General features: G+C 71.8%; 20 protein-coding genes and 1 tRNA gene. 17 read left to right on the top strand and 4 right to left on the bottom strand.

From position 1 onward, the window contains the following. The first annotated feature begins 27 nt into the window (after window positions 1-27). From EGX94_RS00490 to EGX94_RS00480, 3 genes are read left to right on the top strand one after another with little or no spacing between them, the layout of a single operon-like run. Window positions 28-1,071: a YlbL family protein gene (locus EGX94_RS00490; RefSeq protein ID WP_043121628.1), complete on the top strand. Its 1,044-nt coding sequence runs from the start codon at window positions 28-30 to the stop codon at window positions 1,069-1,071. A gap of 57 nt (window positions 1,072-1,128) precedes the next feature. After that, a complete protein-coding gene (locus tag EGX94_RS00485) occupies window positions 1,129-1,704 on the top strand; it encodes a PPA1309 family protein (RefSeq protein ID WP_021797577.1) in 576 nt (191 codons plus the stop codon). Beyond that, on the top strand, window positions 1,701-4,625 hold the full coding sequence (locus tag EGX94_RS00480; protein ID WP_021797587.1) for a UPF0182 family membrane protein: 2,925 nt from the start codon (window positions 1,701-1,703) through the stop codon (window positions 4,623-4,625). Before EGX94_RS00485 ends, EGX94_RS00480 begins: the two co-directional genes overlap by 4 nt. A gap of 18 nt (window positions 4,626-4,643) precedes the next feature. Here EGX94_RS00480 and EGX94_RS00475 read toward each other — a convergent pair whose 3' ends face one another. Further along, window positions 4,644-6,005, bottom strand: coding sequence for a M16 family metallopeptidase (locus EGX94_RS00475; RefSeq protein WP_021797581.1), 1,362 nt, complete (start codon window positions 6,003-6,005; stop codon window positions 4,644-4,646). Beyond that, window positions 6,002-7,279: a M16 family metallopeptidase gene (locus EGX94_RS00470; RefSeq protein WP_021797584.1), complete on the bottom strand. Its 1,278-nt coding sequence runs from the start codon at window positions 7,277-7,279 to the stop codon at window positions 6,002-6,004. The genes EGX94_RS00475 and EGX94_RS00470 overlap by 4 nt, the downstream gene beginning before the upstream one ends. Window positions 7,280-7,437: 158 nt before the next feature. Here EGX94_RS00470 and EGX94_RS00465 point away from each other — a divergent pair, with 158 nt between their 5' ends. The 8 genes from EGX94_RS00465 to bioB all read left to right on the top strand — a co-directional run bounded on the left by EGX94_RS00465 (window position 7,438) and on the right by bioB (window position 17,089). After that, a complete protein-coding gene (locus EGX94_RS00465; RefSeq protein WP_226906034.1) occupies window positions 7,438-9,780 on the top strand; it encodes a nitric-oxide reductase large subunit in 2,343 nt (780 codons plus the stop codon). Between the two features lie 5 nt (window positions 9,781-9,785). After that, a complete protein-coding gene (locus tag EGX94_RS00460; RefSeq protein WP_021797586.1) occupies window positions 9,786-10,523 on the top strand; it encodes a hypothetical protein in 738 nt (245 codons plus the stop codon). Window positions 10,524-10,526: 3 nt separating this feature from the next. After that, the gene (locus EGX94_RS00455) at window positions 10,527-11,306 is read left to right on the top strand and encodes a slipin family protein (protein WP_021797575.1); all 780 of its coding nucleotides are present in this window, start codon (window positions 10,527-10,529) and stop codon (window positions 11,304-11,306) included. A gap of 112 nt (window positions 11,307-11,418) precedes the next feature. Then, the gene (locus EGX94_RS00450) at window positions 11,419-12,663 is read left to right on the top strand and encodes an alpha/beta fold hydrolase (protein ID WP_021797579.1); all 1,245 of its coding nucleotides are present in this window, start codon (window positions 11,419-11,421) and stop codon (window positions 12,661-12,663) included. A gap of 120 nt (window positions 12,664-12,783) precedes the next feature. Then, window positions 12,784-13,995, top strand: a complete 1,212-nt coding sequence (locus tag EGX94_RS00445) for a cobalamin-independent methionine synthase II family protein (protein WP_021797585.1) — start codon at window positions 12,784-12,786, stop codon at window positions 13,993-13,995. Between the two features lie 29 nt (window positions 13,996-14,024). Next, window positions 14,025-14,315: a GNAT family N-acetyltransferase gene (locus EGX94_RS00440; protein ID WP_021797583.1), complete on the top strand. Its 291-nt coding sequence runs from the start codon at window positions 14,025-14,027 to the stop codon at window positions 14,313-14,315. Window positions 14,316-14,436: 121 nt separating this feature from the next. Beyond that, window positions 14,437-15,852, top strand: a complete 1,416-nt coding sequence (locus tag EGX94_RS00435; protein WP_021797582.1) for a sugar porter family MFS transporter — start codon at window positions 14,437-14,439, stop codon at window positions 15,850-15,852. Between the two features lie 130 nt (window positions 15,853-15,982). Next, window positions 15,983-17,089, top strand: a complete 1,107-nt coding sequence (gene bioB, locus EGX94_RS00430) for a biotin synthase BioB (protein ID WP_043149908.1) — start codon at window positions 15,983-15,985, stop codon at window positions 17,087-17,089. 214 nt (window positions 17,090-17,303) lie between these two features. Here the strand turns inward: bioB and EGX94_RS00425 are convergent, their stop codons facing one another. After that, a complete protein-coding gene (locus EGX94_RS00425) occupies window positions 17,304-18,122 on the bottom strand; it encodes a class I SAM-dependent methyltransferase (RefSeq protein ID WP_021798354.1) in 819 nt (272 codons plus the stop codon). Window positions 18,123-19,060: 938 nt separating this feature from the next. Between EGX94_RS00425 and EGX94_RS00420 the strand changes: the two genes are divergently transcribed. Continuing rightward, the gene (locus EGX94_RS00420) at window positions 19,061-19,633 is read left to right on the top strand and encodes a manganese efflux pump MntP (RefSeq protein WP_021798359.1); all 573 of its coding nucleotides are present in this window, start codon (window positions 19,061-19,063) and stop codon (window positions 19,631-19,633) included. 334 nt (window positions 19,634-19,967) lie between these two features. Here the strand turns inward: EGX94_RS00420 and EGX94_RS00415 are convergent. After that, window positions 19,968-20,041: transfer RNA gene (locus tag EGX94_RS00415), tRNA-Met, on the bottom strand. A 451-nt stretch (window positions 20,042-20,492) separates the two neighbouring features. Between EGX94_RS00415 and EGX94_RS00410 the strand changes: the two genes are divergently transcribed. From EGX94_RS00410 to EGX94_RS00390, 5 genes are read left to right on the top strand one after another with little or no spacing between them, the layout of a single operon-like run. Continuing rightward, on the top strand, window positions 20,493-22,016 hold the full coding sequence (locus EGX94_RS00410) for an ABC transporter substrate-binding protein (RefSeq protein ID WP_021798358.1): 1,524 nt from the start codon (window positions 20,493-20,495) through the stop codon (window positions 22,014-22,016). 5 nt (window positions 22,017-22,021) lie between these two features. Beyond that, window positions 22,022-22,990: an ABC transporter permease gene (locus EGX94_RS00405; RefSeq protein WP_021798355.1), complete on the top strand. Its 969-nt coding sequence runs from the start codon at window positions 22,022-22,024 to the stop codon at window positions 22,988-22,990. Continuing rightward, window positions 22,987-23,805, top strand: coding sequence for an ABC transporter permease (locus EGX94_RS00400; protein WP_021798360.1), 819 nt, complete (start codon window positions 22,987-22,989; stop codon window positions 23,803-23,805). Before EGX94_RS00405 ends, EGX94_RS00400 begins: the two co-directional genes overlap by 4 nt. Before the next feature lies 1 nt (window position 23,806). Next, complete coding sequence (locus tag EGX94_RS00395; RefSeq protein ID WP_021798361.1) at window positions 23,807-24,655, top strand: ABC transporter ATP-binding protein; 849 nt, start codon at window positions 23,807-23,809, stop codon at window positions 24,653-24,655. Further along, entirely contained in the window at window positions 24,645-25,523 is an 879-nt protein-coding gene (locus EGX94_RS00390; protein ID WP_021798356.1) for an ABC transporter ATP-binding protein, read from the top strand. Before EGX94_RS00395 ends, EGX94_RS00390 begins: the two co-directional genes overlap by 11 nt. Window positions 25,524-25,528 lie beyond the last annotated feature (5 nt).

Here is a 25,528-nt window from a genome sequence, read left to right as displayed (position 1 = left end):
GACGACGAGGCGCACGGGGGCGCCGGCATGACGCGTCAGACCTGGACGGCGGTCGTCTCCGCGCTGACCCTCATCGTCCTCGCGGGCGTCATCGCCTTCACCCCGATCCCCTACGTGGCCTGGGACCCGGGCGTGACGAACGACGTGCTCGGCTCCTCCGACGGCGTCGACGAGATCACGATCAGCGACGTCGCGACGAGCGGCACGACGGGCCGCCTGCTCCTCACCTCCGTGTCGGTCACCTCCTCCGACGCGGCGCTGACCCTGCCCGCCGCGTTCCTCAACTATCTGCGCGGCTCCCACGACGTCGTGCCACGCGACTGGGCCTACCCGGTCGGGCGCAGCGACTCGGACCTGGCCAACGACGAGGCCCAGTCGATGAACGAGGCCGAGCAGGGCGCCACCGTCGCGGCGCTCGGTGCGGCGGGCATCCCCGTCCAGGAGAACCCTCTCGTCGACTCGGTCTCCACCGGCGGGCCCGCCTACGAGCTGCTGCAGACCGGCGACATCATCGAGACCGTCAACGACACCCCCGTGACCACCTCCGACGAGGTCAACGGCATCGTCCGGTCGCTGGCCGTCGGCGCCACCGCGACCTTCGGCATCGTGCGGGGCGGCTCCTCGATGGTCGTCCCCGTCACCACCCAGGCCAGCTCGACCGACCGCACCGTGCCGCGCGTGGGCATCACGATGCGCCCCGGCTACCGCTACGCGCCGCGCATCGAGTTCAACGTGCCCGGCAGGGTCGCCGACGAGAGCTCCGGCCTCGTGCTTTCGCTGGCCATCTATGCGAAGCTGCGCAGCGAGGACCTCATGGCCTCGCGTGTCGTCGCCGGCACCGGCACCATCGAAGCCAACGGCACCGTCGGCGCCGTCCCCGCGGTGGCGGAGAAGATGCGCGGGGCCGAGCAGGACGGGGCGCAGATCTTCCTCGTCCCGGCGGCCAACTGCTCCGATGCGGCGGGCGGCGCCACGGACATGGAGCTCGTGCGGGTGGCGAAGCTGTCCGACGCGGTCTCGTCCCTGGACGCCCTGGCCCAGGGCCACCCCGAGACGGTGCCGCGCTGCTGATCCCCCGTGCCGCCGGTCCCGTCCGGATCCCCGTCCCAAGAGCAGAGGAGTCGTCCGATGAGTCCCCAGTCCCAGACCGGTCCCGGGGCGCCCGGCGGCGGTCTCGCCGCGGCCCACGAGCTGCTCGCGGCCGCCCTCGTCGAGATCGAGCGCTACGTGGGCGCCTCCGGCTGGGACCAGCCGGCCCGGCTCTTCGCGCTGGCCCCGACCGCCCGGCTCCTGGAGGCCGAGCCAGTCCTGGCCGGCCAGCTCACGGTGACCGCCCCCGACCAGCTGTCCTCGATCGAGCAGGACGACTTCCACCCCGGCCAGGACGTCCTGGCCGGGCTGGCCGCCATCGCCTGGCCCGACACGGTGGCCGGCTGCGCGGTGTGCACCGAGCGCTCCTTCCTGCCGGCCGGCGTCGAGGACCGCATCCCCGACGACCCGGACGAGGCGGCCGAGTTCGTGGCCGCCCATCCGGCCCGCGAGGACATCCGCGTCGTCATGGGCGCCCTGCGCGACGGGACCACCTACGGCGTGGCCCGCCTGGCCAGCCACCCCGACGAGCTCCTGGCCGGGGACGGACTCGTCCCGGCCCTGTCCGGCGCACTCGTGCGCACCTTCGAGTGGGAGGACACCGACCAGTCATGAGCAGCGCATCGCAGGTCAGGAAGCAGCCGCGCCGCCACACGGCCCTGGGCGCGACCCTCGCCATCCTCGTGGTGCTCGTCGTCGTGTGGTGGATCGTCAGCGAGGTCGTCACCGACTGGCTGTGGTTCCGCAATCTGCACTTCGGGCAGGTCTTCACCACCCGGGTGGTCACCGGCGCGGTCCTCGCCGCGGCGCAGGGCGTGCTGCTGGGCGGCGCCTGCGCGCTCAACATGGCCCTCGCCTGGCGCAGCCGGCCCCAGCGCCCCGTGAGCGACTCGCCGACCCTCGACCACTACCGCTCGGCCCTGGCCCGGCGCACGGCCGTCATCGTCGCCGTCCCGTCCCTGCTCGTCGCGCTGGGCGCCGGCTCGTTGGCCGTGTCGCACACCGACGAGACCCTGGCCTTCCTCCACCGCACCCCCTTCGGCCAGTCCGACGCCTACTTCGGCATGGACGCCTCCTTCTACGTCTTCACGCTGCCCTTCCTCCAGGACGTCTTCTCCGCCGTCCTGGCCGCCCTCGTCATCGGCACGCTCGCCGCGGCGGCCGTCCACGTCGTCACCGGCTCCCTGTACGCCACGCCGGTGGCGGTGCGCCGGCACGGCTCCGGGGACGAGAGCGGCGCCCACCCGCCGACGGTCGAGCTGCGGAACCCACTCAACGCGGCCGCCCAGGTGCACCTGTCGGTGCTGCTCGGCCTCATCATGGTCGTCTACGGCTTCCAGCGGCTGCTGTCGCGCTACGAGTTCGCGATCAGCGACAACGACGCCCTGTTCACCGGTATCGGCTACACCGACGACCACGCGCGCATCACCGCCCGCCTCATCGTGGCGATCATCGCGTGGATCTGCGCGCTCATGTTCTTCGCCAACGTGAGGCTCAAGCTGTGGCGTGTGCCCGGCACGGCGATCGTCCTCATGATCGTCTCGAGCCTCATCATCCAGGCGATCTACCCGGTCGCCATCCAGCAGTTCACCGTGCGCCCCAGCGAGGTCAGCCAGGAGCGCAGTTACATCGAGCGGCAGATCGAGGCGACCCGGGCCGCCTACGACGTCGACGACGTGACGGTCTCGGACTACTCGGCGGAGACCAATGTGAGCGCCGGTCAGCTCAAGTCCGACGCGGAGGCCCTGCCGGGCATCCGGCTCATGGATCCGGCGCTGATCGCCGAGACCTACGAGCAGCTGCAGCAGGTGCGCGGCTACTACCAGTTCCCCGGTGTGCTCGACGTCGACCGCTACGCCATCGACGGGAAGACGACCGACACGATCATCGCGGCCCGCGAGATCAACATCGCCGGGCTGCCCGACCAGAGCTGGATCAACACGCACACCGTCTATACGCACGGCTACGGCGTCGTCGCGTCCTACGGCAACCGCAGCTCGTCCAACGGGGAGCCGGTGTGGACCGAGGGCGACATCCCGCCCCAGGGCCGGCTCGACGTCGACGAGTCGCGCATCTACTACGGCGAGGCCGAGAACCAGTGGGTCGTCGCCGGCAACGAGCCCGGCGCAGCGCCCATCGAGCTCGACACCCCGGGCGGCTCCGAGTCCGGCGGCGAGCAGCACTCCACGTACACCGGCGCCGGGGGAGTGGCGATCGGCAACCACGTGACGCGCGCCATGTACGCCACGACCTTCACCGACCTGAACCTCCTGCTGTCGAGCAATGTGAACAGCGCCTCGCGCATCCTGTACAACCGCACGCCGCGCGAGCGCATCGCCCAGGTCGCCCCCTGGTTGACCGTCGACCAGGACCCGTATCCGGCCGTCGTCGACGGGCGGGTCGTGTGGATCGTCGACGCCTACACGACGAGCGCCGACTACCCGAACTCCCAGCACGTCACCCTGCAGGACACCATCGCCGACTCGGCCCGGCAGACCTCCGGCGAGGACACCCAGGTCAACTACATGCGCAACTCCGTCAAGGCGGTCGTGGACGCCTACGACGGCACGGTCGACCTCTACGCCTGGGACGCCGACGACCCGATCCTCCAGACCTGGATGAAGGTCTACCCCGGTCTGCTCAAGGACCGCGGCGAGATCTCCTCCGACCTCATGAGTCATCTGCGCTATCCGCAGGACATGTTCAAGGTGCAGCGCCAGATCCTCGGGCGCTACCACATGGAGAACCCCGACAGCTGGTACAACCAGTCGGATCTGTGGGAGGTCCCGGCCGACCCGCGCGACTCCAGCGGCGCCTACGAGCCGCCCTACTACCTGTCGATCAAGTGGCCCGGCGACGAGTCCCCGGTGTTCAGCCAGACGGCCGTCTACGTGCCGAAGAACCGTGAGAACATGGCGGCCTACATGTCGGTCGTGGCCGACGCGTCGAGCCCCGACTACGGCACGCTGCGCGTCCTCAAGCTGTCCGACACGGCCCAGGTGCCGGGCCCGAACCAGACCTACAACGCGATCGTCTCCGACCAGCAGGTGGCCGACAAGCTTCTCCCGTTCATCGGCCAGGGCTCCGGGAGCTCGGCGGACGCGCTCTACGGCAATCTGCTCACGCTGCCGCTGGGCAACGGCCTCATCTACGTCGAGCCGATCTACACCCAGCGCAAGTCCGCCGGCACCGGGGCCTCGGCCGGCACCTACCCGGTGCTGCGCTTCGTCGTCGTCCGGTTCGGCACCCACATCGGCATCGGGGACACTCTCCAGGAGGCTCTCGACTCGGTCTTCGCCGGCGATGCCGGCGCGAGCACGGGCGAGGACACCGCGGGGCAGCCGTCCGAGCAGCAGGGCGGGGGGACCGGCCAGATGTCGAACGAGGAGGCGGCCAAGCAGCTGCTCCAGGAGGCGAGCGACGCCTTCGGCAGGGCGGACCAGGCGCTGAAGAACGGCGACCTGGGGGAGTACCAGGCCCAGATGCAGACCGCCCAGGACAAGACCCGGGAGGCCTACGAGAAGCTCAACGGCTGACCCGGACCGGTGGGGTCGTCACAGGACGGGGTCGATGACCTCGACCTGGAAGCCGTCGCCGCGCAGCTCGGGCACGATCCTCGAGGCGTCGCCGCACAGCACGGCGCGCATCCTCCCCTCGTGGGTGGCCCTGCCGACGGTGCCCTCGAAGGCCGCCGTGGCATGGGCCGCGTCGGTCGTCGCGAGTCCGTCGTGCAGGACGTTGACCCAGTCCGGGTCGACGCGGTGCGAGGCCAGCACGCCGGCTTGGCCGGCGATCGCGTCGGCGGTGTCGTAGCGCAGCGGGGCGACGCCCACGAGGTAGCGGATCGCGTCGTCGACCTCGGAGCGCCCGAGCGGGGCACGCGACAGGTCGAGCAGCTCGAAGACGCCGCGGAAGGCCCGCGCCGCCACCTCGGTGCGGAAGCTCGCCTGGATGGTGAAGCTTCCGTTGAACCGGCCGGCGGCCAGGCCGGCCTGCACCCCGTAGGTGTAACCCCGGCGCTCGCGCAGCTCCATGTTGAGCCGGCTGCCGAACAGCCCGCCGACGGCGCCCGTCGCGACCTGCATCGGCGCCCAGTCCGGCCAGGCCCGGCCCGGCACGACGAGCCCGACGCGCAGATCGGCGGCGACGGCGTCGGGACGGTCGATGACGTAGGTGGGGCAGGGCTCCGTCTCGGGCGAGGGGGCCCTCGCGCCGCTGCGCACCCCCGTCGCCGGCCAGGCGCCGAAGACCTCGGCGGCGTGCTCGACGAGGCCCTCGGGCAGGGCGCCCGCGAGGATCAGGACGGCGCCGTCGGGACGCCACCAGCGGTCGTGGAAGGCCCGCACGTCCTCCGCGGTGATCGTCGGCACCGACTCGGAGGTGCCGGCGGCGGCCAGTCGCTGGCGGCTGCCGACGACCCAGGTGCGCTGGGCCAGGCCGATCGCGGCCATCGCCGCCGAGTTCGCCCGCTGCTGGGCGATCTCGGTGAGGCGCAGGGCCTTGTGGCGGGCGACGTCCGCGTCGGCGTAGGCGGGCGTGCGGACGATCTCGTCGAGCAGTTCGAGGCCGGCGTGCGCGTAGGGCGCGGCGACCTCGACGCCGCACCGGGTGCCCCACCATCCGGCCGAGCCGTCGAAGAGCGCGCCGATGTCCTCGATGCGCCGGGCGAGCGCCTCGCCCGGGTGGGCCAGCGAGCCCTCGTCGCAGCAGTGCACGGCCAGCCGCGCGACGCCCTCCCCGCCGACCGGCTCGTCGGTGAGGGCCACGTCGAGGGCGATCTCGGCGGTGATGACGTACTGGCCGGGCAGGTCGTACGCCCAGATGCTCATGCCGTTGTCGAGGCGGGTGACCCGCGGCAGCGGGAAGCGCCAGTCGCTCGTCGGGTCGACCTGCGGGCGCGGGGCCTGGGGACTCATCGGGTGTCCTCCGCTTCGTAGACGAGCACGGCTCGGTGCTCGGGGGCCAGCCAGCTGCGGGCGGCCTCGGCGATCTGCTCGCCGGTCACCCCGTGCATGCGGGCGAGCAGCGTGTTGACCAGGTCCGGGTCGTCGGACAGGCTGGCGAAGCCGCTGATCTCGTCGGCGCGGGCCTCGACCCCGGCCAGGCGGGCGAGCCACTCGCGGTCGAAGACGGCGTTGACGCGGGTCAGCTCGGCCTCGTCGGGACCCTGCTCGCCGAGGCGGACGAGCTGCTCGAGGATCGTCGCGACGAGCTCCTGCGGGTCGTGGCCGCGTCGCACCCGGGCGCTGAGCGAGGCCATCGAGACGCCGCGGGCCAGGCCGAAGTCGCCGGAGCTGACGGCGTCGGCGCTCTCGCGCTCGCGCACGAGCAGGTTCGGCAGCCGGCTGGACTGGCCCGAGGCCAGCACGGCCAGGGCCTGCTCGACGGCGAAGCGCTCGGGGGAGTTGGCGTCGGGACTGCGCCAGCACAGGTGCACCATCGTGCTCGGCACGGCGCGCCGCACCCGGACGGTGGGGACGCCCTCGTGCCGGGGCAGGGCGGCAGTGGGCCGGGCCGGTTGCGCGGGCTCGGAGTCCAGACCGCCGAAGTACCTCTCGACGAGGGCGAACGCGCGGTCCGGCACGACCGGGCCGCAGAGCGTCAGGACGGCGTTGGACGGCTGGTACCAGCGCCGGTGGAAGTCCTGCACGTCCGACAGGGCGGCGGCGTCCAGATCGGCCGTCGAGCCGATCGTCGGGTGCCCGTACGGGTGCCCGGACGGGAAGTTGAGTCCGAGCAGCAGCTCGAGCTGGTCGCCGTAGGGCACGTTGTCGTAACGCTGGCGCTTCTCCTCCTCGACCACCTCGACCTGGGTCCGGAAGCCGGTCCCGGTGACCGCGAGCGTGCTCATCCGGTCGGCCTCGAGCCACAGCGCCAGCTCGAGCGCGCCCACCGGGACGGTCTCGAAGTAGTTGGTGCGGTCGAAGCTCGTCGTCGCGTTGGCGCTGCCGCCGACCGACTCCATGAGGGCCAGGTGCTCGCTCGCGGCGACGTGCTCCGAGCCGGCGAACATGAGGTGCTCGAAGAGGTGCGCGAAGCCGGTCGCCCCCGGGGGCTCGTCACCCGAGCCGACGGCGTACCAGATGTTCAGCGCCTCGGCCGGGGCGCCGGGATCGTGGTTGACGACGACGCGCAGCCCGTTGGCCAGGGTCTGCCGGGCGATGCGGTAGTCGAGATCGATGTGCGGCACGGGGGCAAGTCTATGGGGCGCCCGCCGGGGCCCCTCCCGGGAGGGGCCGGGTCGTCCCCGGACGACCGGTGTTCGCCCTCGGAATAAAAACAAGAGGTCAGGGAGAAATCAGGTGAGAAATAAACATGGAAGCGGCCATGGTAATTATCATGGCTGCCATGTCTTCTTCGCGCAGAGCTGTCGGACAGGGGACCGCGCCGCGACGCCCCATGGTGGTGAGCGGAGGCTGGGTCCAGGGCGTCGCCCTCGTGATGCTCCTCGGCTTCACCGTCCTGGGCGTCCTCGCCTGGCGCACGTACACGGACTCGATCCCCGTCCCCGACCGGGTCACCGACTCCTCCGGCCAGGTGCTGTTCACCCACGACGACATCTCGGCCGGCCAGCAGCTGTTCCAGAACCGCGGCCTCATGCAGTACGGCTCGGTCATGGGTCACGGCGGCTACCTCGGCCCCGACTTCACCGCCGACTACCTGCGCCGCGCCAGCGACGACACGCTGCAGCGCCACCGGGACGCGGGGGACGCCGACCCGACGGCGGCCAACATCGAGGACTGGCGCACCAACCGCCTCGACGAGGCGAGCGGGACGCTCCGGCTCTCGGACTACCAGGCCGACGCCTACCGGACGCTGACCGACCACTACGCCGACTACTTCGGGCAGGACTCCCACAACCTCGGCCTGCTCGCCAACGACATCACCGATCCGCAGCAGGTCCACCAGCTGGTGAGCTTCTTCGCCTGGACGGCGTGGGGCTCGGCGGCCCAGCGGCCGGGCCACGACTACTCCTACTCGAACAACTGGCCCGCCGAGAAGAATGTCGGGAACAGCCCCACCGCCGACATGGTGCTGTGGTCCGCGCTGTCCCTGCTCGTGCTCATCGGCGGCATCGGCGTGATGTTCGCCATCTACGGGCGCTGGAGCGCCAGGATCGGCTGGCACGCCTCCGACGCGCCCGCCATCCTGTTCGTCCCACCGGCCAGGGTCGGTCTCACGAGGTCCCAACGCGTCACCGCCTGGTTCTGGGCGGCCATCTCGGCACTCTTCTTGCTCCAGACGATCGTCGGCGCGGCGGCCGAGCACTACCGCGCCGATCTCACCAGCTTCTTCGGCTTCGACCTGGCCGGCTGGTTCCCCTACAACCTGGCCCGCACCTGGCACGTCCAGCTCTCGCTGCTGTGGACGGCGGCGTCCTTCCTGGCCGGCGGCATCTTCCTCGCGCCCTTCATCTCGGGCCGCGAGCCCAGGCACCAGAGCAGATGGGTGGGCGTGCTCTTCGTCGCCGTGTGCGTCGTCGTGTTCGGCTCCCTGGGCGGCGAGATGCTCTCGATCTACGGCGTCTCCTGGGCCAAGGGGCCGCTGCTCGGCCAGCAGTGGGAGTACCTGGACCTGCCGAGGATCTTCCAGGCGGCGCTGACCGGGGGCATGTTCCTGTGGGTCTTCATCATCGTGCGTGCCATCCGGGGTCGGCTCAGGACCGAGTCGCACGGCAATCTGCCCTGGGTCTTCTTCTTCTCGGCCCTGTCGATCCCGGCCTTCTACGCGGTGGGCATGCTCGCCGGCACGACGACGCAGATCTCCGTCGCCGAGTACTGGCGCTTCTGGGTCGTCCACCTGTGGGTCGAGGACTTCCTCGAGCTGTTCACCACCGTCATGGTCGCGTACATCTTCGTCATGCTCGGCGTGGTGCGTGAGAGGGTCGCCCTGGGGATCATCTACATGGACGTCATCCTCTACTCGGTCGGCGGCGTGCTCGGCACGATGCACCACGTCTACTTCTCGGGCACCCCGAGCTCGAACATGGCCGTCGGCGCCGTCTTCTCGGCCGCCGAGGTGATCCCGCTCACCTTCCTGACCGTCGAGGCGTGGGCCTTCACCCAGCTGGGCGCCCGGCGCGAGGCGAGGTCGAGCACCCCGTTCCCGCACCGCTGGTGCGTCATGTTCCTGGTCGCCGTCGGCTTCTGGAACTTCGTCGGGGCAGGCCTCTTCGGCTTCATCATCAACCTGCCGATCGTCTCCTACTACGAGATCGGCACGGCGCTGACCGCCAACCACGCGCACGGCTCGATGATGGGCGTCTACGGCATGATGGCGATGGCCCTGGCCATGTTCGCCCTGCGCTACCTCATCCCCCAGGACAGGTGGAACGAGAGGCTCGCCAAGGTCTCCTTCTGGTGCTCCAACATCGGTCTGGCCTGGATGGTCTTCGTCACCCTGCTGCCCCTCGGCGCCCTGCAGCTGTACCGCTCGGTCGGCTCGGGCTACTTCGAGGCGAGGTCGCTCAACTACATCACCGAGCACCGCAACGTCGTGCTCGAGTGGCTGCGCATGCCCGGCGACGTCGTCTTCATCGTCGGCGGGGTCGTGCCCTTCCTCGTCATGGCCGTCCAGGGCTGGATCCACCGCCACGACGGGCGCACCGTCGACGAGCTGCCCGTCGAGCGCCTCTTCGTCGAGGTGGGCGGGGAGGACCACGGCTACGCCGAGCTCGCAGGGGAGGACTGACGGCGATGGGTGCCGAGGACACGACCATCCAGGTCTACCTGTCCTGCCTCTACGCGGTCGTGCTCGTCGGCTTCGCGTGGGTCCTGGACGTCCTGGGCCGGCGCAGCGCCCGGCGCTCGCGCGACTGGCGGACGGGCAACTTCGTCTTCCACGAGGACCACGGGGCGTGGAAGTGCCACGAGGACCAGTGGCTGTGGCCGGCCAGCTTCGACCCCGTCAAGCGGGTCATCCGCTACCGGGGCCAGGACGAGATCTGCGGGCGCTGCCCCGTCAAGGACGGGTGCGCCCCGCACCTCGGCCCCCGCGAGATCACCCAACCGGTGGATCCCTGGCCCCACTCCGAGGCCGGGGTCTTCCACAGGGGCATGTCGCTGGCGATCATGGCCGCCGGCACGGCCCTGCCCCTGGCGATGCTGTTCGTCGCCTCCGGCGCGGCCCAGCGCGTGGCCCTGGCCGCCTCGGCGGTGTTCGTCGTCGTGGCGGCCTGGCCGATGGTCCGCTCGCTGCGCAACACGCCGACGAACGCGCCGGAGGACCTGCCGTTCGAGGCCTCGGCGCCCGAGGAGGCCGGGACCGCCTCCGACTCGAAGGACGGGCGTGCCGTCGTGGCCCGCGGCGCGCACGGGCAGGTGCAGTCCGAACGCGCGGCCGACGAGGCCTCCCGTCTCATCGAGCGCTACGCCTCGCACTGGTCGAGCGGGCGCACCCGCTACGCCTCCGCAGCCGACAAGGAAAGGGACTGAGTCATGGGCGCCACCCAGTGGTTCTTCACCGTGATCGCCCTGGCGGTCCTCGTCGCGGGCCTGCTCGTGACCTGTCTGAGGATCGTTCCCGAGTACGAGCGGGCCGTCATCTTCCGGCTCGGCAAGGTGCGGCCCCTCCACGGGGCGGGGCTGGCCTTCATCGTCCCGGGGCTCGACAGGCTCGTCCGCGTGGACACCCGCACGGTGACGCTGACCATCCCCCCGCAGGAGGTCATCACGCGCGACAACGTGCCCGCCCGGGTCAACGCGGTCGTGCTGTTCAACGTCACGGATCCGATGGACGCGGTGATGAACGTCGAGAACTACGCGGTGGCCACCAGCCAGATCGCCCAGACCACGCTGCGCTCGGTGCTCGGGCGCGCCGACCTGGACACCCTGCTGGCCCACCGCGAGAGCCTCAACCACGACCTGCGCGAGATCATCGAGGTGCGGACCACCCCTTGGGGCGTCGACGTCTCGGTGGTGGAGATCAAGGACGTGGAGATCCCCGAGGCGATGCAGCGCGCCATGGCCCGGGAGGCCGAGGCCGAGCGCGAGCGCCGCGCCAAGGTCATCAACGCCCGCGGCGAGCTGCAGGCCTCCGACGAGCTCAGGCGGGCTGCGGATGTGCTCTCCGCCAGCCCCGCGTCCCTCCAGCTGCGCTATCTGCAGACGCTGCTCGAGCTCGGCGCCGACCAGAACTCGACGGTCGTCTTCCCCCTGCCCATGGACCTCATCGGGCCCCTCGTCGCGGGGCTCGCCGCCGGCCGGGACTCCGACTGATCCCAGGGTGCCGCGGCCCCCGCCCCGCGCGGGTGCCCTCCAGCATGGGTTCATGTTCAGGCCCAGGCCAACACCCGCAGCCAGTTCAGCAGATGCCCTCTAGCATGGGTCCATGACGTGGCAGCGCAGCATTCCCGGTCTCCTGACCCGTGAGGTCCGGATCAACGTCCCCCTCGACCACTCGGACCCCGACGACGAGCGCGGCATCGAGATCTTCGCCCGCGTCGTCGCGACCCCGGAGGGCACCGAGCGGCCCCACCTGCTGTTCCTCCAGGGCGGCCCGGGCTGCGAGTCGCCGCGCCCGAGCCTCGACCCGGTCTGGCCCGGCTGGCTCGGCCGGGCCCTCGCCGACCACCAGGTCGTGCTGCTCGACCAGCGCGGCACCGGCCTGTCGAGTCCCGTGAGCGAGCCGCTCGGCTCGGCCGCCGACCAGGCCGAGTACCTCACCCATCTGCGCGCCGACGAGATCGTCGCCGACGCCGAGGACCTGCGCGCCCACCTGGGCATCGAGCGCTGGTCCGTCCTCGGCCAGTCCTTCGGCGGCTTCACCGCCCTTCACTACCTGTCGAGCCGTCCCGATGCGCTCCGGGCGGTCTACTTCACCGGCGGCCTGCCCGCCGTCGGCCGCAGCGCCGAGGAGATCTACGCCGCCTGCTACGAGACGATGGCCGGCAAGTCGGAGGAGTACTACCGGCGCTTCCCGTCCGACCGCGACCGCGTCGCGCGCCTCGTCGGGCTGGCCGGCCAGGAGGCCATCCGCACGCCGGGCGGCGACCTCGTGGGCCCCTCGCGCCTGCGCTCGCTCGGCCACCTGCTCGGCGCCTCCGGCGGGGCCGAGAGGCTGCACTACCTGCTCGAGCGCGACCCGGGTTCGCGCGGCTTCCGTCACGACCTGGCCGGGCTGCTGCCCTTCGGCGGACGCGACGTGCTCTACACGGTCCTCCACGAGTCGAGCTACGCCGACGGGGTCGTGACGAACTGGGCCGCCGCCCGGACGCTGCCCGGGGCCTTCCGGGCCGACCCCACCCTGCTGACCGGCGAGCACGTCCTCCCCGAGTGGTTCGACGAGGATTCCTCGCTGCGCCCCTGGAAGGACAGCGCCCGCCTCATCGCCGAGCACGCCTGGCCGAGGCTCTACGACCCGCGGGCCCTCGGCGAGGCGGACGTGCCGTGCGCCGCCGCCGTCTACGCCCACGACGCCTACGTGCCGCTGCACCACAGCCTCGAGACCGCCGCGCTGCTGCCCGACATGCACGTGTGGATCACGAGCGAGTACGAGCACAACGGCTCGAACGCCTCGGGCGGCGCGGTGCTCGACCGCCTCATCCGCCTCGCCGACGGACGGCTGGTCCGCTGAGCCGTTGGTCGACGGGGCCGGCCCGGGACCCGTTCGGCGACGGCGAACCGCGCCGCGCCCGTCCCCCGCCCGGAGCCGGATACCCTGGGGCGGGTAAGCACGATCGTCCGGAGGAACGGTATGGCCCATCGCATCCCGACCACCCACGTGGGCTCCCTGCCCCGCACCGACGAGCTGCTCGCGGCGAACGACCGGCGCGCCCGCGGCGCCATCGGCGACGAGGAGTTCGCCGCGGTCCTGGCCGACGGCGTCCGGCGCGTCGTCGCCCGCCAGCGCGAGACCGGCCTCGACATCGTCAACGAGGGCGAGTACGGTCACATCACCTCGGGCCCCGTCGACTACGGCGCCTGGTGGAACTACTCCTTCTCCCGTCTCGGCGGGCTCACGATGACCGACGAGGACCGCTGGGCGAATCCCGACATCGTGCGCTCGACACCCGGGAGGCTGCGGCTGACCTCCTTCCCCGACCGCCGCGACCGCGCGGCCTTCCGCGCCGCCTACGAGGACCCCGACTCGGGCATCCTCACCGGCCGGGCCGCGGTGGGCAATCCCAGGATCACCGGTCCGCTCACCTACATCGGCGCCGGCGCCGTCGGGGCCGACATCCGGCTGCTGCTCGAGGCCCTGGCCGACGCCGGCCTGGCGCCGTCCGACGGCTTCATCGCCGCGCTGTCGCCCGGCTCGGCGGCCCGCATGCGCAACGAGTACTACGACGACGACGTCGATCTGCTCGCCGCCTGCGCCGACGCGATGCACGAGGAGTACCGGGCGATCACCGACGCCGGGCTGACCGTCCAGATCGACGCCCCCGACATCGCCGAGAGCTGGGACCAGATCAACCCCGAGCCCACCGTCTCGGACTACCGCGACTTCATCGCCCTGCGCATCGACGCGGTCAACCGCGCCCTCGAGGGCATCCCCGAGGAGCAGGTGCGCCTCCACGTCTGCTGGGGCTCCTGGCACGGCCCGCACACGACCGACATCCCGTTCGCCGACATCGTCGACCTCGTCCTGTCGGTCCGCGCCCACGGCTACAGCTTCGAGGCCGCCAACGCCCGCCACGAGCACGAGTGGCGGCTGTGGCAGCGCGTCGGGCTGCCCGAGGACAAGGTCATCATTCCCGGCGTCGTCTCGCACTCGACGAACGTCGTCGAGCACCCCGAACTGGTCGCCGAGCGCATCGCGAACTTCGTCCAGGTCGTCGGCCCCGACCGCGTCATCGCGTCGACCGACTGCGGCCTCGGCGGCCGCGTCCACCCGCTCATCGCATGGGCCAAGCTGGCCTCGCTCGTCGAGGGCGCCCGGCTTGCCGGCGACCGGCTGGACGCCTGAGCCGGGGGAGAAGAGGAGGAGGGCATTCCATGGGCGAGGAACGGATCGAGATCGTCGACGACGCCGCCGAGCACCGCTACGAGGTGCTCGTCGACGGGGTCGGAGCCGGCTTCCTGGAGTACTCCGTCGCCGGCGACGTCGTGACGATGCCGCACACCGTCGTCAGCCCCGCCTTCGGCGGGCGCGGGCTGGCCGGCAGGCTCGTCCGACGGGCCCTCGACGACGCCGCGGCGGCGGGGCGCACCGTGGTCCCCAGCTGCTCCTTCGTCGCCGACTGGATCGCCCACCACCCGGGGTACGAGCGCCTCGTGCAGCCCTGACCCCTTGGGCCGAGCCCCCGGAATGAGTGGGACGGGCTCCTCATCGTCCCCTGCGGGCGTAGGTTCGGAGGACCATCCGGAACCATCCGCGATGGGTTCCACCACCTCTGGAGGCAGACGAATGTCCCACACCACCGCCGGCATCCAGCCGGCTCAGCCCACCAAGGCCAACGGCTTGGTGCTGCGAAGCGCCGTCGTGGCCGCCCTCGGCGGTCTCGTCTTCGGCTTCGACACCGCCGTGATCTCGGGAACCACGACATCGCTCGAGAAGGTCTTCCACCTCAGCGCCTCCGGCCTCGGCTTCACCGTGGCCATGGCCACGATCGGCACCATCGTCGGCGCCCTGTTCTCCGGCAACCTCGCCGACCGGTACGGACGCAAGCCGATGCTCTACGGCATCGGCTTGCTCTACGTCATCGGCTCGCTCGGCAGCGCGTTCACGCCGGGAGGGGCCCACGGGCTCTTCCTCGTGTTCCGCTTCTTCGGCGGCGTCGGCGTCGGCATGTCGAGCGTGTGCGCGCCCATCTACACCGCGGAGATCGCTCCGGCCGCCCACCGCGGGCGCCTCGTCGGCCTCGTCCAGGGCAACGTCGTGCTCGGCATCCTGCTGGCCTACCTGAGCAACTACGTCATCCGTCTCATCGCCCCCGAGGACGTCGCCTGGCGCTGGATGCTCGGCGTCATGGCCGTGCCCGCCATCGTCTTCCTCACCCTCCTCCTGGCCGTGCCCGAGACGCCCCGCTGGCTCATGTCCATGGGGCGCGAGGACGAGGCCGTCGCCATCAGCCGCCGCCTGTGCAGCACCCGGGCCGAGTCCGACGACCAGATCGCCGAGATCCGCGCCCAGCTCGCCGAGCAGGCGGAGCTGCGGTCGGTGAAGGTGAGGTTCTTCTCCAGACGCTACCGCAAGGTGATCCTCCTGGCGTTCTGCATCGCCATGTTCAACCAGATGTCCGGCGTCAACGCGATCCTCTACTACGCCCCGGTCGTCATCCAGGAGGCCGGCGCCTCGGCCGACTCGTCGTACCTCATGAGCGTGGCCGTCGGCCTCATGAACCTCATCGCGACGATGGCTGCCCTCACCGTCATCGACAGGATCGGCCGGCGCGCCCTCATGATCGTCGGCTCCATCGGCTACCTCGCCGCGCTGGGCTTCCTGGCCGGCGTCATGTTCGGCTTCTCGGGGCACTTCAACATGACCTCGTCGGTGCTCGTGCTCATCGGCCTGCTCGTGTTCATCGCCGCCCACGCCTTCGGCCAGGGCTCGGTGATCTGGGTGTTCATCTCCGAGATCTTCCCCAACCGTGTGCGCGGCCGCGGCCAGTCGCTCGGCTCGATGACGCACTGGTCCTTCGCCGCCCTCACCACCTACGCCTTCCCGCCCGTCGTCGCCTCGCTCGGCGGCGGTATCGCGTTCACGATCTTCTTCGTGTTCATGTGCGGTCAGCTGCTGTGGGTGCTCAAGGTCATGCCCGAGACCAAGGGCGTGCCCCTCGAGGAGATGGAGGCCCGTCTGGGCCTGGCCGGGGACGACTGATCCCGGTCGGGGCCGCCCCGGGCCCTTCGAAGGCGCTCCCACCCGCCTACTTGAACATCGTTCAGGTGGGCGGGTAGGGTGCTGTCCATGCCGGACGGGACTCTCCCGTCGGGGCGGACGGAGGTGTGGGATGGATCTCGATGCGATGGTCCGGGACGCGGTGCGGGGACGGTCGATCCCACGGGAGGGCGCCCTGGAGCTGCTGGCCGCCGACGACGCCCGGACACTGCCGATCGTCGCCGCCGCCGGGCGGGTGAGGCGCCACTTCTTCGGCACCGGCGTACGACTCAATCACCTCGTGAGCCTCAGGTCCGGCATGTGCCCCGAGGACTGCTCCTACTGCTCTCAGGCCCTCGGCTCGTCGGCGGAGATCCCCCGGTACACCTGGCTCGACGACGAGCAGGTGCACGAGTCGGTGGAGGAGGGCATCGCGCGGGGCGCCTCGACGATCTGTCTGGTGGCCTCGGGGCGGGGCCCGTCGCCCCGGGAGACGGCCAGGGTCGCCGGGCTCGTCGCCCGCATCCACCGCGAGCATCCCGAGGTGCACCTGTGCGCCTGCCTCGGTCTGCTCGATGAGGACCGGGCCGCGATCCTGCGCGAGGCCGGCGTCGACCGCTACAACCACAATCTCAACACGGCCCGCTCGCACTACGGCGAGATCTGCACCAGCCACGGCTACGACGACCGCGCCGCCACCGTGCGCGCGGTCCGCCGGGCGGGGATCAGCCCCTGCTCCGGGCTCATCGCCGGCATGGGGGAGAGCGACGAGGAGCTCGTCGATGTGACCTTCGCCCTGCGCGAGCTCGGCGTCGGCTCGGTGCCGGTCAACTTCCTCCTGCCCTTCGAGGGCACGTCGTTGGCGGGTCACCGCGAGCTGACCCCGCAGCGCTGCCTGCGCATCCTGTCGATGGTGCGCCTCGTCCACCCCGACGTCGAGGTGCGCTCCGCGGCGGGCCGCGAGTACCACATCCGCACCCTGCAGCCGCTCGTCCTCGAGGTGGCGAACTCGATCTTCCTCGGCGACTACCTCACGAGCGAGGGCGGGCCCGGCCGCGACGACCTGGCGATGATCGCCGATCTCGGTTTCCACGTCGAGGGGGCCGGGGCCGAGGCGGGCACGATCTGCCTCGGCGACGGCCAAGCGGGACCCGGGGCGCGGCGGCCCTCGCGCCTCGACGCGGCCGGCGTTCCCCTGCGCCGCAGGGGGCCGGGGATCCCGCGGGCCGCGACGTCCTGAGGCGGGCGGCGGCCCGGGGCCCGGTCCCGCGGGCCTGTGATCCTCTCATCCCCGAGCCCCCTCACCGGCCGCCGACTCCCGCCTGCCCCGCCTCGGGCGTGTCCCGTGGACGATGTGCTCTGCCCGGCGTCGGCACTCGTTCGGGTCCGGGCCGCGGGCTGCGATCCGGTCGGCAGCGGCCGGCCGCGCGGCTCGCGAGCCGGGCGGGCCCGCGTCAACCGGACTGCGGCCTGCGGGCCACGAGGGCGATACCGCACATGACGTCCTCGTGGGCCCTGAACGTCGTCGCCATGGAGCGGACGCGCCGACGCAGCTCCTTGTCGCCGGCGAGGTTGCGCACGATCCGCCAGACGCCCGACCAGCCCTCGTCCTCGAGATTGCGGCGCGGCTCGAGTAGGGCCATCGGTGCGGTGCCGACCCAGTCGACGACCAAGCCGGCGTCCTCCAGGAGCCCCCGCCAGGCGGCTGCGGTCATGGGGCGGGCGTTCACGTGGATGGCGCGGGCCAGGTCCCGGCGCAGTCGCGTGCACCGGGCCTCGTCGATGTCGTCGGGGACGACGCCGAGCTCGTGGATCGCGTAGCGCCCGCCGGGGCGCAGGACCCGCGAGACCTCGGCGACGATGGCCTGCTTCCCCCTGTCGCCCTGCATGGTGAGCATGGCCTCACCGATCACCGCGTCGGCGCATCCGTCGTCGAGGCCGGTGTCGGCGGCCTCGCCCCGGCGGCAGACGCCCCGGTCGCCGACGATGGCGGCGACACGGCGGGCGGCCTGCGGATCCCGGTCGATCGCCGTGTACGAGCCGGGCCCGCGACGCATCACCTCGACGGCGGTGCGCCCCATGCCGGGGGCCAGCTCGACGACATCGGCGCCGGCGATCCCGACGTGGTCGAGCATCGTCCGGGACAGGGCGGCGCCTCCGGGGCGCAGCACCCGCTTGCCGGCGCGCGCCAGCACCCAGTGGCCGGGTGCGGTGGCGATGGGCCGGTCGGCGAAGGGCAGCGGGATGTCGGGTTCGCTGTTCTTGTCGGTCATGATGGAAGGCTAGGCTCTCGACCGCGTTTAAGTAAGGGAAGACGACCCTAATTCTCAAAGAGGCGACGGAATCCTGGCCGACATGCCCGGTACGACCCCGGTGCGACGGTCCTCGAAGGTCCGCGATGATGAGGAGGACCCGTGGAGGGCAGCCGTCTCCGTCGAGTCCGGGGCGGTGCGCGTGGTGGAGGACCGCCCCGAGTCCGTCGCCGAGAGGCCCACCGACGCCGACGGCACCCTCGTGGCGGTGCCCGGTGCGCCCGGGGACCACTCCGACCCGGCGCGCAGGGGCCTGCTCACCCTGTCCGACGTCATGGCGACCGGCCACCACGCGCCCGCATGGCCGAGGTCGGCCCGGCGCCGCGGCGGTCGGCCTGGCCCGCCCCGGCGCCATCATCGGCGGGGTCGGGGTGCCCCACGACGTGACCATCGACCTGATGGGCCTGTTCCGGCGCAGCACCGGCCCGCGCGGCGGTCCCGGCCTCGGTGACGACCTACGACCGGGAGGTCCTGCTCGACGCCGTGCTCTCCGGGGCGATCGTCCCGGGCCGCGTGGTCACCGGCCGAGTCCGACCTCGGCGACGTCCGGGACGCCCACGAGGCCGTGGACGAGCGCAGGGCGGTCGAGTCGCTGCTGCGGGCGGGCCGCGTCCGAGCGGTGGACGGCTCCGTTGACGGCCCGCCCGGCGGGCCGTGTAGCCTCCCCGATGAAGGGGAGTAGCTCCCACTCAGGGCCCCACGGCCCGGAGATGCGTCGACACACTGGCGGGCGATCCCGCCCGGCGCATCGCTTCGCGGATGCCCGTCCCGCGTCATGGCCTCGCGGAGGCCGTGCCCTCGACGGCATCGCCCCTCGAGGGCGGCGGAGTGAGCGAGACCTTCGGCTGTCCATGACGGCCGGGGTCCCGCGGTTCCTCGGCCACCGACCGAGAGGCCCCATGTCCACCATCGCGATCGTCCTCATCGCCCTCGGCGTCGCCGCCGACGCCTTCGCCGCCTCCATGGCATCGGGGGTGCGCATGCGCCGTCTCCACTGGGGCCGGGCGGTTCTCGTCGCCGGTACCTTCGGATTCTTCCAGGCCCTCATGCCCCTGATCGGCTGGGCGCTGGCCTCCCGGTTCGCCGAGCTCGTCGCCCCCGTCGACCACTGGATCGCGTTCGGTCTGCTCGCCCTCCTCGGCGTCCGAATGATCCAGGAGGCCCTGGGCCCGGACGACGAGGACGGTCCCGGCGCCGAGTGGATGGGCCTGCGCCGGCTCCTGCTCCTGGGCGTCGCCACGAGCATCGACGCGGCCGCCGTCGGCGTCTCCTTCGCCGTGCTCGACGTCTCGATCCTCGGGGCGGTGACGATCATCGGTCTGGTCACCTTCGTCGTCAGCCTGCTGGCCGTGCCCGTCGGCCACGGCCTGGGCAACCGCTTCCGCACCCCCGCCGAGATCATCGGCGGCGCGGTGCTCATCGTCCTCGGCACGAGGATCCTGCTGGAGCACCTGGGCGTCCTCGCCTCGTGACGCCCCGGCCCGCGGGGCGCCCGCCATGTGGCGGCGAGCCGGGACGGGGCGACCCGTCCGCCCGGGCGAGGGGGCCGTCGGGACAGGCTCCACCGACCGGGCCGCAGATCCGTCCGCCCGTGAGGGGGAGGGAGTCGAAACCACCCGCGACGCCGTCGCCGTGCGCAGACCCGTCCGCCCGTGAGGGGGAGGCCGTGGGACGATCGTCGTCGCCGGCGGCGCCGCCCGCCGACCGCGGCCCGTGCGGGGAGACCACGGAATGACCGGGCCCGCCGCGCGCCGGACGCACATGCAGAAGAGGTCCCGGCCCATCGGGCCGGGACCTCTCGTCTCGTAGCGGGGACAGGATTTGAACCTGTGACCTCTGGGTTATGAGCCCAGCGAGCTACCGAACTGCTCCACCCCGCGTCGGCTCCTCCCATCGTAGGCACCCCCGTGGCAAAGTCAAGATCGGTTCTCTGCCGGTTCTCGGCGCCACCGGCCCGGGCGCGGTCCGTCGAGGGGCGGCGCTCCCGCGGCCGCCTCGGCAGGCAGCGCCTTGCCGGTACGGCACCGCCCGACGCGGGGACGCCCGCGCGGGACCCGTCAGGCGGGCCCATGGAGGACGGGCGGTGGGCGACCTTCAGGGCAGTGAACGATGTTCGGGGTTGTTGCTGGGTTGTTTCCGTGTCGAAGCTGGGTGTTGCTGAGCATGGCCGGCTGAGAAACTCGCCAGTCGTTCCCAGGCGCGCCGGGGCGGGTCACTGGCGTAGGATCGCGGAAGACCCGTCCCGTTCGGACAACGCAGGCCGGCCCGGCCGTTCGGCCACTCCCCGTGGCCGGCGGGCCGCGGGCCACGAGATCGAGGGGGAGACCTTCAATGAACATCCGGCTCGGACGCCGCTCGTTCCTGAGCGCGGCGGCGATCGGCGCGGCGGCGTCGCTCGTCGGCTGCTCGGGCGGCGAAGCGGAGGAGACCCAGGAGCAGGCCCGGCAGCTGGTCATCGGCGCGACGGCCGCCCCCGCGGCGCTCGACCCCTCGACCAACAGCGGCGCGGCCATCTCGCAGGCCCTGCTGTACAACGTCTACGAGACCCTCGTGAAGATCGATTCGTCCGGCGACATCGTGCCGCTGCTCGCCACGGGGTGGAACGAGTCCGAGGACGGGCTCACCTACACGTTCACGCTGCAGCCGAAGGCGACCTTCGCCAGCGGCGCCCCGCTGAACGCCGAGGCCGTCAAGACATCGCTCGAGCGCATCGTGAACGACGACTCGGTGATCGCCACCCTCAAGTCGCAGCTCGGCTCGATGGAGTCGGTCGCCGCGCAGGACGACTCGACCGTCGTCGTGAAGCTGTCCCAGCGCGACAACAACTGGCTCTACTACGCGGCCCAGACCGCCGGCATCATCTACGAGCCCGACAGGCTCGACCAGCTCGACACCGCCCCGGCCGGCTCCGGCCCCTTCGTCTTCGACTCCTGGAGCGAGGGCAACCCGATGGTGCTGCGGCGCAACGACTCCTACTGGGGCACGCCGACCGTCTTCGACAGCGTGACCATCAAGTACTTCAGCGACCCGAATGCCGAGAACTCCGCCATGAGCAGCGGCGACCTCGACGTCATCTCGAACGTCCAGGCGCCGCAGTCGATCAGCCAGTTCCAGGGCACCGACCAGTACACGATCCTGAACGGCACGACGATGGGCGAGGTCGTCCTCGGCTTCAACCACCAGCGCGAGGCCTTCTCGGACGTGCGCGTGCGCCAGGCCATCAACCATGCCATCAACCGGTCCGACCTGCTCCAGACGGTCACCGCCGGCTACGGCACGCTCATCGGCTCGATGGTCGCCCCCACCGATCCCTGGTACGAGGACCTGTCGGGCACCTACGACTACAACCCCGACACCGCCCGCCGGTTGCTGGCCGACGCCGGCCACCCCGACGGTCTCACCTTGGCGTTGCGCGTGCCCAACCTGCCCTACGCCACGAGCGCCGCCACCTTCATCGCCAGTCAGCTGTCCCAGGTCGGCATCACGGTGACCACCGACACCCTCGAGTTCCCGGCCCGCTGGATCGACGAGGTCATGACGAAGTCGAACTACGACATGACGATCATCAGCCACGTCGAGGGCCGCGACATCGAGAAGTGGGCCAACCCCGACTACTACTGGCACTACGACAACGCCGAGTTCCAGCGGCTCATCACCGAGGCCAGGACGGGCCCGGCCGACGAGCAGACCGAGAGGATGAAACAGGCCGCCCGTCTCCTCGCAGACGACGCGGCCGCCGACTTCCTCTACTCGATGGCCAACCTCGTCGTCCTGCGCTCGGACATCTCGGGCGTCCCGGAGAACCTCACCAGCGAATCATTGGACCTGACCGCGGCGTCATCGACGAACATCTGACCGGCATGCGTACCCTCGGCTCCGTCGGGCGCCGGCTGCTGAGCCTGGCTGTCAGCCTGCTCATCACCTCGTTCATCGTGTTCATGCTCGTCAACGCGCTGCCCGGTGATGTCGCCGCGACGATCCTCGGCCCGAACTCCGACGCCGCGTCCATCGAGGCGCTGCGTCGGCGCCTCGGTCTCGAACGGCCCCTGCTGCTGCGCTACGCCGAGTGGCTGGGCGGGCTCCTCACCGGGCGTCTGGGCACGTCCGCGCTCTCGAGCACGCCGATCGTCTCGATCATCGGCTCGAAGCTGGCCGTCACCGCGTGGCTGGCCACCGGAGCGATGCTCCTGGCGGTGGTCCTGGCGGTCCCGGCGGGCCTGTACGGCGCGGTGCGCCGCAAGCGCGCCGACGGCGTCGTCATCTCGGGCCTCACGCAGCTCGCCATGGCCGTGCCTCACTTCCTCGTCGGCCTCGTGCTCATGATTGTCTTCGCCGTCCGGCTGCGCTGGTTGCCCGCCAACGGCTACACGCCGCTGACCCGCGACCCGCTGCAGTGGCTGCGGCACCTCGTGCTGCCGGTCGTCGCCATCGCCGTCGTCGAGGCGGCCATGCTCACCCGCTATGTGCGCTCGGCGTTCATCGAGGTGCTCGGCGAGGACTACTTCCGCACCGCCCGCGCGGTCGGCTGGCGGTTCGTCCCGGCCGTCACCCGCCACGGCCTGCGCAACGCCAGCCTCGGCGTGGTCACCGTCGCCGGCCTCCAGCTGGCCTCGCTGTTCGTCGGCTCGATCGTCGTCGAGAACGTCTTCCTCCTGCCGGGCCTGGGATCGCAGCTGCTCACGTCGGTCAACCAGCGCGATCTCCCGGTCGTGCAGGCGATCGTCATGATCTTCGTCGCGATCGTCCTCGTCATCAACACGGCGGTCGACATCGTCCACCAGCTCCTCGACCCGCGCGTGCGCACCCGGGAGGAGGCGGTCGGCTCATGAGGCGCAGCGTCTCGCTCGTCGTGGGCGCCGTGCTCGTCGGAGTCGTCGTCGCACTGGCCGTCGTCTCGTTCCTCTGGACGCCGTACGACCCCGGGGTCGTCGACGCGCCGAGCGCGCTCCAGGGCCCCAGCGGAGCGCACCTGCTCGGCACCGACGGCTTCGGCCAGGACATCTTCTCGCGGGTCCTCGTCGGCGCCCGCATCTGCATGCTCGTCGGCGTCATGGCGGCGGCGATCGGCGCCCTCATCGGCGTGCCGGTCGGCATCTGGGCCGGCATGAGCCGGCGCCGCGTCGGGCACCGCATCATGCGCTGGGCCGACATCCTCTACGCCTTCCCAGCGCTGCTGCTCGCCATCCTGCTCGCCGCCGCCCGCGGCACCGGCTCGACGGCGACCGCCATGGTCGCCATCGGCATCAGTGCCATCCCCGCCTTCGCCCGCGTCGCCAACAGCGCCAGCCTCGGCGTCATGAGCCGCGACTACGTCGCGGCGGCGCGCTCCTCGGGCATCAGCTGGCCGGCCATCGCCTGGCGCCACGTGCTGCCGAACATCCTGCCCGTCGTGCTCGTGCAGGTCTCCTCGGCGCTCGGCACGGCGATCCTCGCCGAGGCGGCGCTGAGCTACCTGGGCGTCGGAACCCAGCCGAGCACGCCCACATGGGGACGCATGCTCTACGACGCGCAGAAGTTCATCTACGACCATCCCGCCCAGCTCGTCGTCCCGGCGGTGTTCATCGCCACGGCGGTGCTCGGCTTCAACCTGCTCGGCGACGGGCTCCGCGAGCTCCTCGATCCCAGACTGAGGCAGGAGGACTGAGGTGGGTGCGCTGCTCAGGGTGCGCGATCTGCACGTCGACTTCGGCAGGCGCCGCGTCGAGGCGCTGCACGGCATCGATCTGACCGTCGAGGCGGGCGCCCGCGTCGGCCTCATCGGCGAGTCCGGTTCGGGCAAGTCCGTCACGGCGCTCGCGGCGATGGGCCTGCTGCCCGACAACGCCCACGTCTCCGGCTCCATCGAGTTCGCCGGCCGCGAGCTCGTCGGCCTGTCCGACGCGGGCTTCGCCGCGCTGCGCGGCGATCTCGTCTCGATGATCTTCCAGGAGCCCATGACGGCCCTCGACCCGACGATGCGTGTCGGACGCCAGGTCGCCGAGGTGCTGCGCCTGCACCAGGGGGCTCCGGCGGGCATGGCGCGGGCGCGCGTCCTCGAGATGCTCGACCGGGTCGGCCTTCCCGATCCGGGTCGCATCTCGATGAGCTTCCCCCACCAGCTGTCCGGCGGCCAGCGCCAGCGCGTCCTCATCGCCATGGCCCTCATCAACCAGCCCGGTCTCGTCATCTGCGACGAGCCGACGACCGCTCTCGACGTCACCGTCCAGGCCAGAGTGCTGCGCCTGCTCGACGAGCAGCTCGACGCCGCCGGCGCCGCATGCCTGTTCATCAGCCACGACCTGGCCGTCGTCTCGCAGGTCTGCGACGAGGTGGCGGTCATGTACCGCGGCGACATCGTCGAGGCCGGGTCGATCGCCGAGGTGCTCGCCCGCCCGCGGCACCCGTACACGGCGGGCCTCATCGCCACCGCGCGCATCGACGAGCTCGCGCCCGGGGACCGCCTGCCGGTCATCGAGGACTTCTGGGACGGACGGGGGAGCGCCCATGGCCGGTGACGAGCGCGCCGGGGCGGACGTCCCGGTCTTCGAGGCCCGCCGCCTCACCCGCACCTTCCGGCGCAGCGGCACCGGGGGGCGGGTCATCGCGCGGGCCCTCGACGGCGTCGACCTCTCCGTGCGGGCCGGCCAGCGGCTGGGCATCGTGGGGGAATCCGGTTCGGGCAAGAGCACCCTCATCCGCGTCCTCGACGCGCTGCTGCCCCCGAGCTCGGGCGAGGTGCTGTTCCGCGGCCGCCGCATCGACGACGCCTCGGCCTCCCGGCTCGGGGATCTGCGCTCCAGCGTCCAGATGGTCTTCCAGGACCCGCGCAGTTCCCTCGACCCGCGCATGAGGGTGGGCGACATCGTCACCGAGCCGCTCCGCTCGCCCCTGCTGCGCGGGCGGGCCGACATCCCGCGCGACCACCGCGAACGTCTCCACGAGGTGCTCGCCCAGGTGGATCTCGAGGCCGACGCGGCGGACCACTACCCGCACGAGTTCAGCGGCGGGGAGCGCCAGCGCATCGCCATCGCGCGCGCCATCGCCCCCCGCCCCGACGTCCTCATCGCCGACGAGGCGGTCTCGGCCCTCGACGTGTCGGTCCGCGCCCACGTGCTCAACCTGTTCGCCGAGCTCGTCCGCGGCGGGGGGCTGACCCTCGTCTTCGTCAGTCACGACCTGGCCGTCGTGCGGCACGTGTGCGACTCGGTCGCCGTCATGCGCGGCGGCCGGATCGTCGAGTCCGGGCCGATCGAGCGGGTCTACGGGCGGCCCGAGCAGGAGTACACCCGGACCCTGCTGGCCTCGGTGCCGAGGCTGCGGGTCCGGCCCGCCCGGGGCGGGCACGATGAGATGGGCGCGTCCGACGCGGGGTCGCCCGCATAGGATTC

This window comes from Propionibacterium acidifaciens (genome assembly GCF_003798325.1).
GTDB lineage: Bacteria > Actinomycetota > Actinomycetes > Propionibacteriales > Propionibacteriaceae > Propionibacterium > Propionibacterium acidifaciens.
Note: the sequence above shows the minus strand (reverse complement) of the source record. Positions and strands in the feature narration are given on the sequence as shown.

Coding starts and splice junctions, on each gene's coding strand:
- EGX94_RS00490 (WP_043121628.1), top strand. CDS start 28: ATGACGCGTCAGACCTGGACGGCGGTCGTCTCCGCGCTGACCCTCATC.
- EGX94_RS00485 (WP_021797577.1), top strand. CDS start 1,129: ATGAGTCCCCAGTCCCAGACCGGTCCCGGGGCGCCCGGCGGCGGTCTC.
- EGX94_RS00480 (WP_021797587.1), top strand. CDS start 1,701: ATGAGCAGCGCATCGCAGGTCAGGAAGCAGCCGCGCCGCCACACGGCC.
- EGX94_RS00475 (WP_021797581.1), bottom strand. CDS start 6,005: ATGAGTCCCCAGGCCCCGCGCCCGCAGGTCGACCCGACGAGCGACTGG.
- EGX94_RS00465 (WP_226906034.1), top strand. CDS start 7,438: ATGTCTTCTTCGCGCAGAGCTGTCGGACAGGGGACCGCGCCGCGACGC.
- EGX94_RS00460 (WP_021797586.1), top strand. CDS start 9,786: ATGGGTGCCGAGGACACGACCATCCAGGTCTACCTGTCCTGCCTCTAC.
- EGX94_RS00455 (WP_021797575.1), top strand. CDS start 10,527: ATGGGCGCCACCCAGTGGTTCTTCACCGTGATCGCCCTGGCGGTCCTC.
- EGX94_RS00450 (WP_021797579.1), top strand. CDS start 11,419: ATGACGTGGCAGCGCAGCATTCCCGGTCTCCTGACCCGTGAGGTCCGG.
- EGX94_RS00445 (WP_021797585.1), top strand. CDS start 12,784: ATGGCCCATCGCATCCCGACCACCCACGTGGGCTCCCTGCCCCGCACC.
- EGX94_RS00440 (WP_021797583.1), top strand. CDS start 14,025: ATGGGCGAGGAACGGATCGAGATCGTCGACGACGCCGCCGAGCACCGC.
- EGX94_RS00435 (WP_021797582.1), top strand. CDS start 14,437: ATGTCCCACACCACCGCCGGCATCCAGCCGGCTCAGCCCACCAAGGCC.
- bioB (WP_043149908.1), top strand. CDS start 15,983: ATGGATCTCGATGCGATGGTCCGGGACGCGGTGCGGGGACGGTCGATC.
- EGX94_RS00425 (WP_021798354.1), bottom strand. CDS start 18,122: ATGACCGACAAGAACAGCGAACCCGACATCCCGCTGCCCTTCGCCGAC.
- EGX94_RS00420 (WP_021798359.1), top strand. CDS start 19,061: ATGTCCACCATCGCGATCGTCCTCATCGCCCTCGGCGTCGCCGCCGAC.
- EGX94_RS00410 (WP_021798358.1), top strand. CDS start 20,493: ATGAACATCCGGCTCGGACGCCGCTCGTTCCTGAGCGCGGCGGCGATC.
- EGX94_RS00405 (WP_021798355.1), top strand. CDS start 22,022: ATGCGTACCCTCGGCTCCGTCGGGCGCCGGCTGCTGAGCCTGGCTGTC.
- EGX94_RS00400 (WP_021798360.1), top strand. CDS start 22,987: ATGAGGCGCAGCGTCTCGCTCGTCGTGGGCGCCGTGCTCGTCGGAGTC.
- EGX94_RS00390 (WP_021798356.1), top strand. CDS start 24,645: ATGGCCGGTGACGAGCGCGCCGGGGCGGACGTCCCGGTCTTCGAGGCC.